Annotated in this window: 17 protein-coding genes; 7 read left to right on the plus strand and 10 right to left on the minus strand. The window is 70.0% G+C overall.

Going from position 1 to position 13,860, the window contains the following annotated elements:
* Together PV363_RS09465 and PV363_RS09470 are read right to left on the minus strand one after the other, a co-directional pair.
* Positions 1 to 819: FAD-dependent oxidoreductase (locus tag PV363_RS09465; RefSeq protein WP_301022200.1), on the minus strand; the 819-nt coding region annotated here is incomplete at its 3' end.
* A gap of 1 nt (position 820) precedes the next feature.
* Positions 821 to 1,378, minus strand: coding sequence for a hypothetical protein (locus tag PV363_RS09470; protein ID WP_220341895.1), 558 nt, complete (start codon positions 1,376 to 1,378; stop codon positions 821 to 823).
* Positions 1,379 to 1,597: 219 nt separating this feature from the next.
* Between PV363_RS09470 and PV363_RS09475 the strand changes: the two genes are divergently transcribed.
* Positions 1,598 to 2,230, plus strand: coding sequence for a TetR/AcrR family transcriptional regulator (locus tag PV363_RS09475; protein ID WP_220341896.1), 633 nt, complete (start codon positions 1,598 to 1,600; stop codon positions 2,228 to 2,230).
* 79 nt (positions 2,231 to 2,309) lie between these two features.
* Here PV363_RS09475 and PV363_RS09480 read toward each other — a convergent pair whose 3' ends face one another.
* Positions 2,310 to 3,482 (minus strand): acyl-CoA dehydrogenase family protein, encoded by a 1,173-nt coding sequence (locus PV363_RS09480; RefSeq protein WP_301022201.1) that lies wholly within the window; start codon positions 3,480 to 3,482, stop codon positions 2,310 to 2,312.
* A gap of 54 nt (positions 3,483 to 3,536) precedes the next feature.
* Here PV363_RS09480 and PV363_RS09485 point away from each other — a divergent pair, with 54 nt between their 5' ends.
* Positions 3,537 to 4,178 carry a pyridoxamine 5'-phosphate oxidase family protein gene (locus PV363_RS09485; RefSeq protein WP_220341897.1) on the plus strand — a complete coding sequence of 214 codons (642 nt, stop codon included), beginning with the start codon at positions 3,537 to 3,539 and terminating at the stop codon, positions 4,176 to 4,178.
* Here PV363_RS09485 and purE read toward each other — a convergent pair.
* Both purE and PV363_RS09495 read right to left on the minus strand, forming a co-directional pair.
* Positions 4,172 to 4,684: a 5-(carboxyamino)imidazole ribonucleotide mutase gene (gene purE / locus PV363_RS09490; RefSeq protein WP_220342576.1), complete on the minus strand. Its 513-nt coding sequence runs from the start codon at positions 4,682 to 4,684 to the stop codon at positions 4,172 to 4,174. The genes PV363_RS09485 and purE overlap by 7 nt on opposite strands.
* The gene (locus tag PV363_RS09495) at positions 4,677 to 5,870 is read right to left on the minus strand and encodes a 5-(carboxyamino)imidazole ribonucleotide synthase (protein ID WP_301022202.1); all 1,194 of its coding nucleotides are present in this window, start codon (positions 5,868 to 5,870) and stop codon (positions 4,677 to 4,679) included. The genes purE and PV363_RS09495 overlap by 8 nt, the downstream gene beginning before the upstream one ends.
* Before the next feature lie 126 nt (positions 5,871 to 5,996).
* On the opposite strand from PV363_RS09495, the gene PV363_RS09500 reads away from it, so the two are divergent.
* Positions 5,997 to 6,656: a hypothetical protein gene (locus tag PV363_RS09500; RefSeq protein ID WP_220341898.1), complete on the plus strand. Its 660-nt coding sequence runs from the start codon at positions 5,997 to 5,999 to the stop codon at positions 6,654 to 6,656.
* 50 nt (positions 6,657 to 6,706) lie between these two features.
* A complete protein-coding gene (locus PV363_RS09505) occupies positions 6,707 to 7,171 on the plus strand; it encodes a GtrA family protein (RefSeq protein ID WP_301022203.1) in 465 nt (154 codons plus the stop codon).
* Positions 7,172 to 7,191: 20 nt separating this feature from the next.
* Here PV363_RS09505 and PV363_RS09510 read toward each other — a convergent pair whose 3' ends face one another.
* From PV363_RS09510 to PV363_RS09520, 3 genes are read right to left on the minus strand one after another with little or no spacing between them, the layout of a single operon-like run.
* Positions 7,192 to 8,166, minus strand: a complete 975-nt coding sequence (locus PV363_RS09510; protein WP_220341900.1) for an adenylate/guanylate cyclase domain-containing protein — start codon at positions 8,164 to 8,166, stop codon at positions 7,192 to 7,194.
* Position 8,167: 1 nt separating this feature from the next.
* Positions 8,168 to 8,668 carry a PH domain-containing protein gene (locus PV363_RS09515; RefSeq protein ID WP_220345247.1) on the minus strand — a complete coding sequence of 167 codons (501 nt, stop codon included), beginning with the start codon at positions 8,666 to 8,668 and terminating at the stop codon, positions 8,168 to 8,170.
* Positions 8,669 to 8,680: 12 nt separating this feature from the next.
* Positions 8,681 to 9,514, minus strand: coding sequence for a biotin--[acetyl-CoA-carboxylase] ligase (locus PV363_RS09520; RefSeq protein ID WP_301022204.1), 834 nt, complete (start codon positions 9,512 to 9,514; stop codon positions 8,681 to 8,683).
* Between the two features lie 65 nt (positions 9,515 to 9,579).
* Between PV363_RS09520 and PV363_RS09525 the strand changes: the two genes are divergently transcribed.
* The 3 genes from PV363_RS09525 to PV363_RS09535 all read left to right on the plus strand — a co-directional run bounded on the left by PV363_RS09525 (position 9,580) and on the right by PV363_RS09535 (position 12,103).
* Positions 9,580 to 11,178 carry an acyl-CoA carboxylase subunit beta gene (locus PV363_RS09525; RefSeq protein WP_301022205.1) on the plus strand — a complete coding sequence of 533 codons (1,599 nt, stop codon included), beginning with the start codon at positions 9,580 to 9,582 and terminating at the stop codon, positions 11,176 to 11,178.
* On the plus strand, positions 11,175 to 11,405 hold the full coding sequence (locus PV363_RS09530; RefSeq protein ID WP_220341904.1) for an acyl-CoA carboxylase subunit epsilon: 231 nt from the start codon (positions 11,175 to 11,177) through the stop codon (positions 11,403 to 11,405). Before PV363_RS09525 ends, PV363_RS09530 begins: the two co-directional genes overlap by 4 nt.
* An 89-nt stretch (positions 11,406 to 11,494) precedes the next feature.
* Positions 11,495 to 12,103, plus strand: coding sequence for a Maf family protein (locus PV363_RS09535; RefSeq protein ID WP_220345250.1), 609 nt, complete (start codon positions 11,495 to 11,497; stop codon positions 12,101 to 12,103).
* 47 nt (positions 12,104 to 12,150) lie between these two features.
* On the opposite strand, the gene PV363_RS09540 is transcribed toward PV363_RS09535, so the two are convergent.
* Entirely contained in the window at positions 12,151 to 13,557 is a 1,407-nt protein-coding gene (locus PV363_RS09540; RefSeq protein ID WP_301022206.1) for an HNH endonuclease signature motif containing protein, read from the minus strand.
* Between the two features lie 177 nt (positions 13,558 to 13,734).
* Positions 13,735 to 13,860: acyl-CoA dehydrogenase family protein (locus tag PV363_RS09545; protein WP_301022207.1), on the minus strand; the 126-nt coding region annotated here is incomplete at its 5' end.

Raw genomic sequence — 13,860 nt, forward strand, 5'->3', positions numbered from 1 at the left:
ATTCGGCATGCGGCCGGTCGCGACCAGGAGCTCGTCGGCTTCGATCTGCTCACCATCGGTGAGACTGATGTGCACCGTTCCGTCGGCCTCGCGCGTCACGGATGCGGCCTCCGTGCCGAGCCGTACCGTCACGCCGGCGTCCCTCAGCGAGTCGACGACCAGGTCGCCGGCGAACGGCTCCGCACGCGGAAGCACCCCGTCGCGCACCAGCATCGTCACCGACGCACCAAGCCCGCCGAACGCGGTCGCCATCTCCGCTGCCACCGCACCACCGCCGAGGATGGCGAGCCGGTCAGGAACCGCAGCAGCGGCGGCCGCCTCCCGGTTGGTCCACGGTTCGGCCTCGCGCAGACCGGCGATGTCAGGGACCAGTGCGCCGCTCCCGGTGGCGATGACGACCGCGTGGCGTGCGGTCAGCACAGTGGTCGCACCGTCGTCACCGGCCACCTCGACGACGCGGGTGGAGTTGATCCGTCCCTGCCCGCGGTACAGCGAGATGCCTGCCTGGTCGAGCCAGGACACCTGGTTCTGGTCCTTCCAGTGCGCGGCGAAGGCGTCGCGCCGGCCGAGCACGGCCGCCACGTCCAGGCCGCCCGTCAGCGCTTCCCGCGCTCCGGGCACGTCCCGAGCCGCCCGGAACGCCGCCCCGCTGCGCAGCAGCGCCTTTGTCGGGATGCACGCCCAGTACGAGCACTCACCGCCGACCAGCTCGCGCTCGACGATGGCAGCGCTGAGACCGCCCTGCGTCACGCGATCCGCAACGTTCTCGCCGACCGGACCTGCGCCGATGATGATGACGTCGTATGTCGTGGTGTCCATGTCAGCTCTCCTGCGCGACGCGGCCGAGGCGCAGGGCTGAGATGAGGAAGAAGACCCCGCCGAGAGCGGCGTAGCCGGCCAGGCCGGCAAGGGACGGGTCATCGGCGCCGGCCGCGAGGATGAACCCAACGCCGACGAGCACCGAGAGGCCGCCGCTGAGGATCATCGGCCACTGGCCCCCCAGGGTGCGGCGCGCGATCCCGACACTGAGCTGCACGAGCCCAGACACGACGGCCCAGGCCCCCCACACGCGCAGGACAGTAGACACGTCCGACGTGCAGGCGAGGGCGATGCCGACGGCGGCGAGCGCGCTCACCGCGATGTTCACGTACAGCCCACGAGCTTGCTCCGCGGCATGGGAGGAGCGAAGGTCGACGACAGCTGCGGCGACATCGAAGGCGGGATAGAGGACGAGCAGGACGACGCTGACCGGGTTGAGGTCGGAGCTGCTGAGGAACAGCAGTGCTGCCCAGACGATGGCGAACCCGAACCTGGCGTAGTACAGCCGACGCAGGCCGTGCTCGAACTGTGAGGTAGTGGGTGAGGCGACGGTGGTCATGACGACCCCTTTCGGAGAGCTCGCGGACGGGTGAGTGCGAGTCAGCCCGTGCCTCGAGCGCCGAGACCGGTGCCCTACGAGCCGACCCTGAGGACCGATCGCGGCGGCGCCCCGAGCGGCGCGTCGTGAGAGACCCCCGTCTCCACCCCTCTCACTGAATAGGTTCTACGTAAAAGTAGCATGGACTGCATTAATTGGCTAGATGCTATTTTTGTCCACATGGAAGGCAGACGCAACAGGAAAAAGAAGCAGACCCGAGATCGGATCCGGGCCTCGGCGCTGGAGCTGTTCACCGCGCACGGCTACAGGAACACCACCATCGCGGCGATCGCCGAACACGCGGACGTCGCGACGCGGACGGTCACGCTGCACTTTCCCACCAAGGCGGACCTGCTGTTCGCCGACGAGGATCCGTTCGCACCGGAGTCGCTGGCTGCCCGCCTCGCCGACCGCACCGGCGACACGCTCGACGCCTTTAGCGTATGGATGCACGACACGATGCACGCCCTCGGCGAAGACGACACGGACCAGGGCCGATCGCCCGGCGAGATGTTCTCCCTGCACGCGAAGCGCGCTGCCCTGATCGCCGAGGACGCGGATCTGAGCAGCCGGGCACAGGTCTTCTACGCCGAGCTCGAGAACGTGATTGCCCAGGCACTCGGGAAGGAGCTGGACATGTCGCCAGATGCGCTCGCCCCCCGCCTCACCGCGTACACGCTGGTGGGCGGCCTGCGCCTGGGCGTCCTACGCCAGGTCTTTGTGGCCGACGAAGCGAGCCGCGAAGAGCTGCCCTCCCTGGTCGACCGCGTGCTCGAGTTCGCGCGCGCCGGCCTGGCCGAGCTGACGACATAGCCGTTCCGCTCGCCGAGACAGACCATCCCCAAGGGCGCAGTGCCCTTGGGGATGGAATGTGCGGATGCCCGGATGTTGACTACAGCTGCGACTGGATCCCGGCGAGGAGCTGACGCGCCATCACGATGCGCTGGACCTGGTTGGTGCCCTCGTAGATCTGCGTGATCTTCGCGTCGCGCATCATCCGCTCGACCGGGTAGTCGCGCGTGAATCCGTAGCCACCGAGCAGCTGCACCGCGTCGGTCGTGACCTGCATCGCCGTGTCGGAGGCGAACGCCTTGGCGGCAGCCCCGAAGAACGTGAGGTCCTTGTCGCCGCGCTCGCTGCGACCGGCCGCCGCGTACGTGAGCTGGCGGGCCGCCTCCACCTTCATGCCCATGTCGGCGATCATGAACTGCAGCCCCTGGAACTCGGCGATCGCCTTGCCGAACTGCTGGCGCTCCTTGACGTAGCCCAGCGCGTAGTCGAGCGCGCCCTGGGCGACGCCGACGGCCTGTGCCGCGATCGTGACGCGGGTGTGGTCGAGGGTGCGCATCGCCGTGGCGAAGCCGGTGCCCTCCGCGCCGATCATGCGGTCGGCGGGGATGCGGACGTTGTCGAGGTAGACCTCGCGGGTCGGGGAGCCCTTGATGCCGAGCTTCTTCTCCGGCGCCCCGAACGAGACACCCTCGTCGGACTTCTCGACCACGAAGGCGCTGATGCCCTTCGAGCGCTTCGTCGGGTCGGTGACCGCCATGACCGTGTAGAAGTCGGACTCCCCGGCGTTCGTGATCCAACGCTTGACGCCGTTGAGGACCCAGTGGTCACCGTCACGGACGGCACGGGTCTTCATGCCCGCGGCGTCGCTGCCCGCGTCGGGCTCGGACAGCGCGTAGGAGAACATCGACGTGCCAGCGGCCAGCGGCGTGAGGTACTTCTTCTTGAGCTCCTCGCCGCCGGACAGGATCACCGGCAGACTGCCGAGCTTGTTGACGGCGGGGATCAGCGAGGACGACACGCAGGCGCGCGACACCTCTTCGATCACGAGCACGGTCGCGAGGGCGTCGGCCCCAGCGCCGCCGTACTCCTCGCCGACGTGGGGCGCGTGGAAGTCCGACGCCACCAACGCGTCGTAGGCCTCCTGAGGAAAGCGCACCTCCTCGTCGACGGCGGCGGCGTACGGGGCGACCTTGGCGTCGCAGACGGCCCGGACGGCCTCGCGGATCGCCTGGTGCTCCTCGGACAGGGCATACATGGGCTGGTCGTTGGTCACCCCTCCATGCTAATGAGTGTTAACCAGCGACCAGCAGGGCCCTAACCTGGTCGCATGACCGCGATTGCCGAGCCTGCTGCCCACGTCACCGAGATCACCTCCCTCGAGGAGCTTCGCGCGCTCGTCGGCGAGCCCCTCCCCCGTGTGCGCGACAAGGTCATGTCGACGCTGGTCGACGACCACGTCGCCTGGCTCGAGGCATCCCCGTTCTGCCTCGTCGCGACCTCGGACGCCTCCGGGCGGTGCGACGTGTCTCCGAAGGGAGACCCGGCCGGCATCGGCCACGTCGTCGACGCCACCACGGTCGCGATCCCCGAGCGCCCCGGCAACAAGCGGGTGGACGGCTACCTGAACGTGCTCGAGAACCCGCACGTCGGTCTGCTGTTCATCGTCCCCGGACGCGGCGACACGCTACGGGTCAACGGCCGGGCGCGGATCGTCTCCGACGCCCCCTACTTCGACGCGATGACCGTCAAGGGCCACCGGCCGATCATGGCGCTGGAGGTCTCGATCGAGGAGGTCTTCTTCCACTGTGCCAAGGCGTTCCTGCGCTCGCGTCTGTGGAACCAGGACTCCTGGCACCCCGAGGTCCTCGCGACCCGCGCCGAGATCGCCAAGCGCCTCGAGCGTCCGGAGGAGTCGCTGGGCGCACTCGAGGCCTACTACGGCGAGGCGTACTCCAAGAACCTCTACTGAGCGGCGCCCGGCCGCTGACCCCGGACGGCTGCGCCCTTCGCCCGCGCGGCGTCGGCGAGGCGTGACTGGAAGGCGACCATCGCGTCCGCGAGCGCGGGGTCGGACGCCGCGAGGATGCGTACGGCGAGGAGACCGGCGTTGCGTGCGTTGCCGACGGCGACGGTCGCCACCGGCACGCCGGCGGGCATCTGGACGATCGACAGCAGCGAGTCCATGCCGTCGAGATACTTCAGGGCGACCGGCACACCGATCACCGGCAACGGCGTCACCGACGCCAGCATGCCCGGCAGGTGAGCCGCTCCTCCGGCACCGGCCACGATCACCCGGAGGCCGCGGCCGTGGGCCTCGCGGCCGTACGCGATCATCTCGTCCGGCATGCGGTGGGCCGAGACGACGTCAGCCTCGTACGAGACACCGAACTCCTCGAGCGCCTCTGCCGCCGCCTTCATCGTCGGCCAGTCGGAGTCCGACCCCATCACGATCCCGACCTGTGGTGTCTCACTCACCAGTGCTACCCCTGTCCCACTCGTCTGGGTCCACGTCGTCGTCCAGCCGCCCCTCGAACCAGGCTGCGGCGTGCCTCGCCCGCGCAAGGAGATCATCCAGGTCGTCGCCGTAGACGTTCACGTGGCCGACCTTGCGCCCGGGCTTGACGTCCTTGCCGTACAGGTGGACCTTGAGCCCGGGGTCGCGCGCCATCACGTGCGGGTAGGCGTCGTACAGGTGCCCCACCTCGCCGCCGAGGATGTTCACCATCACCGTCCACCGGGCCCGCGCCCGTGGCGAGCCCAGCGGCAGGTCGAGCACGGCGCGCAGGTGGTTCTCGAACTGGCTGGTCTCCGCGCCGTCCATGGTCCAGTGGCCGGTGTTGTGCGGACGCATCGCCAGCTCGTTGACGAGGATGCGGCCGTCGGCGGTCTCGAAGAGCTCGACCGCGAGGATCCCGACGACGTCGAGCTCAGCGGCCACCCTCATCGCGAGCATCTCCGCCTCTGCAGCGCGTTCGGGGTCCAGACCGGGGGCGGGCGCGATCACCTCGCGGCAGATGCCGTTCTCCTGTTTCGACTCCACCACCGGGTAGGTCGCGACCTGGCCGGAGGGCGACCGCGCGGCCAGTGCCGACAGCTCGCGACGGAAGTCGACCAGCTCCTCGGCGATCAAGGGCACACCGGCCGCGAACACCTCGGCTGCCGCTCCTGCGTCCTCGACGACCCACACGCCCTTGCCGTCGTACCCGCCGCGCGTGGTCTTGACGACGACCGGGTAACCGTCACCGTCGGCGGCGAAGCGGTCGAGCCCTGCGGCGTCCGAGACCGGCGCCCAGCGAGGACACGGCACGCCGAGTGCGGTGAGCCGCTCCCGCATCTCGCGCTTGTCCTGGGCGAAGAGCAGGGCGTGCGGCCCTGGACGACACGCGTGACCCTCCGCGTCGAGGGCACGGAGGTGCTCGGGCGGCACGTGCTCATGGTCGAAGGTCACGACCGCGCACCCCTCGGCCACGCCTCGGAGCGTGGTGAGGTCGCGATAGTCGCCCACGGTGGTCGCCGGGTTCACCTGGGCGGCGCTCACGTCCGGCCCTTCGGCGAGGAGATGGACCGGCACCGCGAGGGAGACGGCGGCCTGCTCCATCATCCGAGCCAGCTGCCCGCCCCCGACGATGGCGAGCGCGGGGCTGTCGATCGGGCTCTGCACGCGGTCATGCTATCGGGCGTGCTGGACGTGGCCGAAAAGGCGCGGGGCGTGACCCGAGGCGAGGCTACCTTGGCCGGGCGCTCACGCGACCGTGTCGGGCGCGCCACGATCAAATCCGGGGGAAACATGAAGAAGGCACAACGACAAGCTCGCACGGCGATCCTGGTGATGGTCGCTGCGACCGCGCTGGCCGTCGGCGCTCCCGCCTACGCCGGCGCCGTCCAGAGCCCGCCGGCCACCGCGCAGGGCACGAGCACTCCGTCGGCTGACGATGCCGTACGGAAGGCGCCACGGACGGTCATCACTCTCAAGATCGCGGGCTGCGAGGGTTGTCGCCTCCGTCCGACGCAGGCGGTCCGGGGGAAGTCCGCCTGGACGGGGAAGGCCAAGAGGGTCCGTGACGGCAAGGTCCGCTGGTCCGTGCGTACCGACCGCACCGCCGGTCTGACCTTCTTCGTCGAGCGGAACCCGAAGGCTGCGTCGACCACAGTGCTCAACGCCGTCCCGATGATCGTCGCCCGCTACCGCGGCAAGGCGGTCGGCAGCCGAGTCAGCGACGCAGCAGCACGCAAGGCCAAGCGGGCGACCCCCTGCTTGCGTGGCACGCAGGCGTCTCGCTTCACCAGGCGAGTCGTCGTCCGCTACTCACGGGTCGACGATCCGACCGGCCCGGGCACGGTGCGCGTCCCGCGCTACTACTTCAAGAAGACCCAGCGCGCGACCAAGCCGTACTCGCGAACCTTCAAGGGGACGCTCGCCGCGCAAGACCTCTACGTCTGTCCTTGACGACACGGCAGTCGAGCGAGGCGGCAGAGAGGACTCCGTAGGCTGAACCCGTGACTTCCTCTCTGTCGCCGTCGCGCGTCACCACTCGGCTCGGTGAGGTCGCGAGGTTCGGGACGGTGGGTCTCGCCGGCTACGTCACGGACGTCGTCGTCTTCAACCTGCTCCGGTACGCCGGTGACCCGGGAGTCCTGGAGCACAAGCCCGTGACGGCGAAGATCCTCTCCGTGGCCGTCGCGATGATCGTGACCTACGTCGGCAACCGGCAGTGGACGTGGCGCGGTCGGAGCACTCGCAGCGTCCACCGCGAGGTCGTCCTCTTCGTGGTGATGAACGGCATCGGCATGCTCATCGCCGTCGGGTGCCTGGCGTTCTCGCACTACGTCCTGGGACTCGACAGCGCCCTCGCCGACAACATCTCCGCGAACGTCGTCGGGCTGGGTCTCGGCACCCTGTTCCGGTTCTGGGCTTATCGGCGGTTCGTCTTTCCCGACGGCGACCTCGCTGAGCCGTCGTAGGAGCTCGTCGTGGGAGAACCTCAGCCGTTGTAGGACCAGCGGTGCCGCACCGTGAGCGGCTCGACGTTGCCGAATCCCCGCAGGTTGCGCTGGGCCATCGCCCGGGTCTCGAACCTGTCCCCGAGGCCCTCGGCGGTCGCCGCGTCGATGATCACACGGTTGCGGCGGGCGACACCGGTGAGCCGCGCGGCGAGGTTGACCGGTGGACCGTACACGTCTCCGAGCCGCGAGATCACCGGCCCCGTCCCCAGACCGACGCGCACGTCGGGCAGGTTCTTGTCGCCACCGATCTCGGCCACGATGGAGAAGGCGATGTCGGCCGCGACCTCGGGGGACTCCGCGAGATAGAGGACGGAGTCGCCGAGAGTCTTGATCGGCCGACCGCCGCCCTCGGTGACGAGGTCGATGCAGCGTGTCTCGAACTCCTCGACCAGATCGGCCAGGCCGTCGTCGTCAAGCCCGTTCGACAGCTTGGTGAACGCCACCAGGTCGGCGAAGCCGACGGTGACGACCATCCGGAGCACGTCCTCCTCGTCGGCGGCCAGCGCCTCCGCGCGCGTCGCCGACGCGGCCAGGTGCCGGCGCCACGAGTACACCAGCAGGCGCTCGAACACCGGCCCCATCGTCTCCGCCACCGAACGACCCGACGATGGCCACCGCCGACGGTCCTCCTCGGACTGGTTGCGCCGCTCGAGGACCTCGGCGAGGGTCGACACCTGCCACTCGGCGAGGCGCGACATGGTCGAACCGAGGGCGCGGGTCAACCGGACGACCGTGTCGTCGTCGAGCACCCCCGAGGCGACGACGGCGCGTACCGTCTTCAGCGCGTCGAGGTCGGCAGGGACGAAGGCCTTGGCGTCGGCCGAGTCGGGGAACCCGAGCGCTCGCCAGAGTCGTCTCGCCTCCTCGTACGAGACTCCTGCTGCCGCGGCGACCTCGTCGCTGCTGAAGATGGGATCCGCACCGAGGATGGCGCGGGCGAGGTCGTCGGGCACGTCAGATCTGCTCGTCGCTCGTCATCGGCTGGTGCGCCTCGAACACGAGGGAGCTGAGCTGCCGGTGGACGTCCTCGATGTGAGGGACGTCGCGGATACGCAGGCCGTCCTGCTCACTGGCGGCGTGGACGATCAGCGTCCCGCACCCCAGCAGGCGGTCGGTGAGCTGCTTCTCGAACGAGACGTCGTTGATGCGGTTGAGCGGGATGATCCGACCGGTGCGGGTGAGGATGCCGCGCTGCTCGATGAGACGTCGGTTGGTCACGGTCCACGTCCAGGTGAACCAGCCCAGGAACGGAAGGACCACCCACATCAGGACGACGAGCAGCGCGACCACCACGACGACCGAGCGCACGGGCCCGTCCGTGACCGCCGCTCCGAACCCACCGGCAGCGGCAGCGACCACGAGGACGAAGACGGCGCCGAACAGCGCCTTGACGTGTGTCCTGACCGTCAGGACCTCGTTCTCGCCGCCGATCAACAGCTTCTTGGAGACACCCACGGGGTCATGGTGTCATGCCCGGGACCGCAGATGCGTGATGTCTCCGGCACTGACTGTGGTCACCTCGCCGTTCACCGAGATCTCCAGCCGGCCGCTGTCGTCGAGTCCGACGGCCTCCCCCTCGATCCGCTGGCCGTCGGGAAGCTCCACCGACACCTCGCGTCCGAGGGTCGCGCTGCTCCGCTCGTACGCCTGCCGGATGCCGATGTCGGGATCGCCGCCGGCGTCGGCCCATGGCACGTACAGGGCCTCGAAGGCGGCGGCGAAGCCGCTCAGCAGCCCGGTCCTCTCCGCCGTCGGTGAGCCTTCGTTGGTCAGCGAGGTCGCGTTCGGGACACCGATCTCCTCAGGGGTCGTCGACACGTTGATCCCGCACCCGACGACCGCGGCCGGCCCGGTCGGGGTGTCGACCCGCTCGACGAGGATGCCGGCGAGCTTGCGGTCCTCGACGACGACGTCGTTGGGCCACTTCAGCTGGGCGACGACCCCCGCCTGACGCACGGTGGCGACCACGGCGGCGCCGGTCAGCAGGGGGAGCCACGTCCATCGGTATCCGTCGATGCGCGGGCGTACGAGGACCGAGACGGCCAGCGCGGAGTAGCGCGGCATCTCCCAGGTCCGGTCGAGCCGTCCACGCCCTGCCGTCTGGTGGGCGGTGGTCAGCAGCGTGCCTTCCGGCGCGCGCTCCCGGGCCAGCCGGGCGAGGTCGGCGTTGGTGCTGGCGGTCTCGGGGACCACGCGCACCTGCTGCCACCACGACGTCGGTCGGATCAGGGCCTGCTCGAGACCGGCGGCGTCGAGTGGACGGCGGGCGAGAGGAGAGTCGGCTGGCGGTGAGTCGCTCATGTCCCCACTGTCCCATGATCCGCGCCCCTCGTCGGGGCGAGCGGACCGGCGGCTACCCTGAGCGCGTGAGCGAAGCAGTGGCACCTGAACCGGGTCAGATCGACACGCACACCACCGCCGGCAAGCTGGCCGACCTCGACCGGCGCCTGGACGAGGCGGTGCACGCCGGGTCGGCGAAGGCCGTCGAGAAGCAGCACGCCAAGGGACGTCAGACGGCCCGCGAGCGGATCGAGATGCTGTTCGACGAGGGCTCCTTCGTCGAGATCGACGAGCTGGCGCGGCACCGCTCGACGGCGTTCGGCCTCGAGAAGAACCGCCCCTACGGCGACGGTGTGATCACCGGCTACGGCACGGTCGACGGCCGTCAGGTGTGCGTGTTCTCCCAGGACTTCACCGTCTTCGGCGGCAGTCTCGGTGAGGTCTACGGCGAGAAGATCACCAAGATCATGGACCTCGCGATCAAGACCGGCTCCCCCATCGTGGGCATCAACGAGGGCGCCGGCGCGCGCATCCAGGAGGGGGTCGTCTCCCTCGGCCTGTACGGCGAGATCTTCCGGCGCAACGTGCACGCCTCGGGGGTCATCCCGCAGATCAGCCTGATCATGGGGTCCTGCGCGGGCGGTCACGTCTACTCCCCCGCCGTCACCGACTTCACCGTGATGGTCGACGGCACCTCCAACATGTTCATCACCGGCCCCGACGTGATCAAGACCGTCACCGGCGAGGACGTGACGATGGAGGAGCTCGGCGGCGCCCGTACGCACAACACCAAGTCGGGCAACGCCCACTACATGGGCGCCGACGAGGAGGACGCGATCGAGTACGTCAAGGGGCTCCTCTCCTTCCTCCCGCAGAACAACATGGAGGACGCGCCGGCGTACGACGGCCTTGCCGACCTCGAGATCAGTGACGTCGACCGCGCGCTGGACACGCTCATCCCCGACTCGACCAACCAGCCGTACGACATGCACACGGTGATCGAGTCCGTCCTCGACGACGGCGACTTCCTCGAGGTCCAGCCGTTGTTCGCGCCCAACATCCTCATCGGCTTCGGCCGGGTCGAAGGGCGCAGCGTGGGCATCGTCGCGAACCAGCCGATGCAGTTCGCCGGCACGCTCGACATCGACGCGTCCGAGAAGGCCGCGCGCTTCGTCCGCACGTGCGACGCGTTCAACGTGCCGGTCCTGACCTTCGTCGACGTGCCGGGCTTCCTCCCCGGGACCGACCAGGAGTGGAACGGCATCATCCGCCGGGGCGCCAAGCTCATCTACGCCTACGCCGAGGCGACCGTCCCGTTGGTCACGGTGATCACCCGCAAGGCCTACGGCGGCGCCTACGACGTCATGGGCTCCAAGCACCTCGGCGCCGACCTCAACATCGCGTGGCCGACCGCCCAGATCGCCGTCATGGGCGCGCAGGGCGCGGTCAACATCCTGCACCGCAAGACGCTCGCCGCGGCCGACGACCCCGAGTCGAAGCGTGCGGAGCTGATCGACGCGTACGAGCAGACGCTGGCGAACCCCTACGTCGCCGCCGAGCGCGGCTACGTCGACCAGGTCGTCCAGCCGCACGAGACCCGCATCGAGATCGTGCGTGCGCTGCGGCTCCTGCGCAGCAAGCGCGAGACGCTGCCGCCCAAGAAGCACGGGAACATCCCGCTGTGAGCACCGGGCAGGAGGACACCGCAGCAGCGCCGCTGCTGCGGGTCGTCAAGGGTGACCCGTCGCCGGAGGAGCTCGCGGCGCTCGTCGCCGTCGTCGCCGCACACGGAGCCGCCTCGGAGCTGGCTCCTCCGACGCGGCGATCCGCGTGGGGAGATCCCTCGCTCGCCACGCGCCCGCCGCACGCCCACGGGCACGACGGGTGGCGCAGGTCGGCGTTCGCGCGCTAGAACGCGTTCCCGACCCTGCATCACGCGGCGAGGCTACGAGCCGTGTCCGCCCACCCGTACGGCCGATCCGGAGCCGTACGCTGGCCCGCGTGACTCGACCACGCCTCGTCCTCGCCTCGCAGTCCCCCGCCCGTCTCGCGACCCTGCGCAGCGCCGGCCTGGAGCCGGACGTGATCGTCTCCGGAGTCGACGAGTCGGTCGTCGTGTCCGACGACCCGGTGGTCGTGGCCACCGAGCTCGCGCGGCTGAAGTGCCGGGCGGTGTCCCACCGGCTCGCGAGCCCGGACGACACCCTCGTGATCGGTTGTGACTCGGTGCTGGCGTTCGACGGGGAGATCCTCGGCAAGCCGTCCGACCCGCAGACCGCGATCGAACGCTGGCGGGCGATGCGCGGCCGTTCCGGGGTCCTCCACACGGGACACTGCGTGCGGCTCGGGGAGCGCGAGATCTCCGACGACGGCGCGACGACCGTGCACTTCGCCGACCTCGACGACGCGGAGATCGAGGCGTACGTCGCGACCGGCGAGCCGCTGCAGGTCGCTGGAGCCTTCACGGTGGACGGGCTGGGCGGCCCGTTCGTCGAGCGGATCGAGGGCGACCACCACAACGTCGTCGGATTGTCGCTCCCGCTCCTGCGCAGGATGCTCGCCGGACTCGGTGTCCGGTGGACCGACCTCTGGGACGCGTCGCGCGGCTGACCTGGCGAGCGCACGCGTGGGTGCACGCGGGCACGGACGGTCGCCGCTCAGGTCCTCAGCCGGAGGAGTCGATCGAGATGGCTCTCGATCCGTGAGAGCGGGTCCGGTCGGGGACGGGAGCAGCGACGCGGCCGGACAGGCTCGCGGGCGGGAGGGGGCGCCGGCGGCGCGACAGGGGCGTCCCTCGTCTCGCGGAGGCCACGAAGGCGCGCGCTCAACCGCTGACGCTGGACGCGGTGGTGGTCCTCGATCTCGAGGATCCTCGCTCCCTTGCGGCGGCTGAAGACGAACCCTCTCTGGCCGTCGGCCTCGACCCAGAGCTTGCCGGCGTGGACGAGCTGGTGGCAGCGAGGACACAGTCCGGCAAGGTTGTCGAGGTCGGTCCGGCCGCCGTCCCGGTCCCACCACGCGACGTGGTGGAGCTCGAGGTGGGTGCCGCCGCACGCCGGGTTGGCACAGACCCCACCCTGACGCGCGAGAACGGCCTGCCGCTGTTTGTAGGTCGCCAGCCGGTGGGTGCGCCCGACGTTGAGGACGTCGGCCTGCGGCGTCGTGGACGAGGTGACTCCCGCGACGAGGACGTCGGTGCGGTCCGCACCGCAGGCGAGGTAGTCGAACAGTGCAGGCCCCACCGGCCCCCAGCCCGTGAGGACCGGCGGCTCCGCCCCGGGCAGGCCTGCCAGCCAGGCGGCGTCCACCATCACGTTGACCTGCGGACGGACGCCGCGATCGGAGGGCAGGCCGTGCTCCAGCGCTGCAGCAGCAAGATCGCCGACCGCGTCGACGCGTCGCTGGGCCGGGGTCCGGTCGTCCTCGGTCCCTCGCGGCGCCGACGCCGCCGTCAGCCAGGTCCGCAGGCGCGTGCCGTTGACGGCGTCCAGGAACCCGTTGACGTGATAGCCCTCTCCACACCGAGCAATCGTCAGATCGTGCTTGTCCATCCCGGCGACGTAGGCGCGGTCAAGGTCTTCGGGGTGCGCTACCTCCACGAGCATCGTCAGCTGTGCCGTCAGCTCGCCCGGCTCGCACACGCGGGCGACGTCGAGCATGACGTCCTCGGCCGCCTCGACGACCTCACGATCGGCCTTCTTGAGCGCAACCGTGAACGCGTCCACGTGTGCCCGGCGGATCTCTCCCGCGCGGTGCGCGGCGCCGACCGCGGGCAGCACGCGCAGCGTCCGTCCCGCGGCGATCGCCGCTCGCGACTGCCGGACGTCCCAGCGCAGCTCTCGACGTGCCCACCCGGCCGTCGACGAGGCGCCCTCCGCCTCGTACGCCGCCCGCTCCTGCATCTGGTCCAGCCACACCGCCTGGAGACCGGCGAGCCGGTCGGCAGCGTGCGCGAGCCGTCGGAGCGTCTCGCACGTCTGAGCATCCGAGGCCGAGGCGACAGGTAGGTCGGCGAGCGCGTCGAGCATCGCCTCCAGCCTGGCCAGCACCTCGGTATCGAACATAGATACGATTCTAACGATGCCCACTGACAGGTCTCGATCGCGCGACCTGGACTCTCCTCGCCCGGTCATCGTTCGGCAGGATGGCTCGTGTCGACGCACCCAGGAGGCACGCCGTGACGCCACCCGCCGACGCGTGCAGATGAACAACGCGATCCGCCCCGTGGCGAGACCGCGTGGCTACTCGACCGGCAGGCCGAGACCCCGCGCGATGAGCATGCGCTGCACCTCGGACGTCCCCTCGCCGATCTCGAGGATCTTCGCGTCACGGTAGAAGCGCGCGACGGGGTATTCCTCCATGAAGCC

It is taken from the genome of Mumia sp. (assembly GCF_028803055.1).
GTDB lineage: Bacteria > Actinomycetota > Actinomycetes > Propionibacteriales > Nocardioidaceae > Mumia.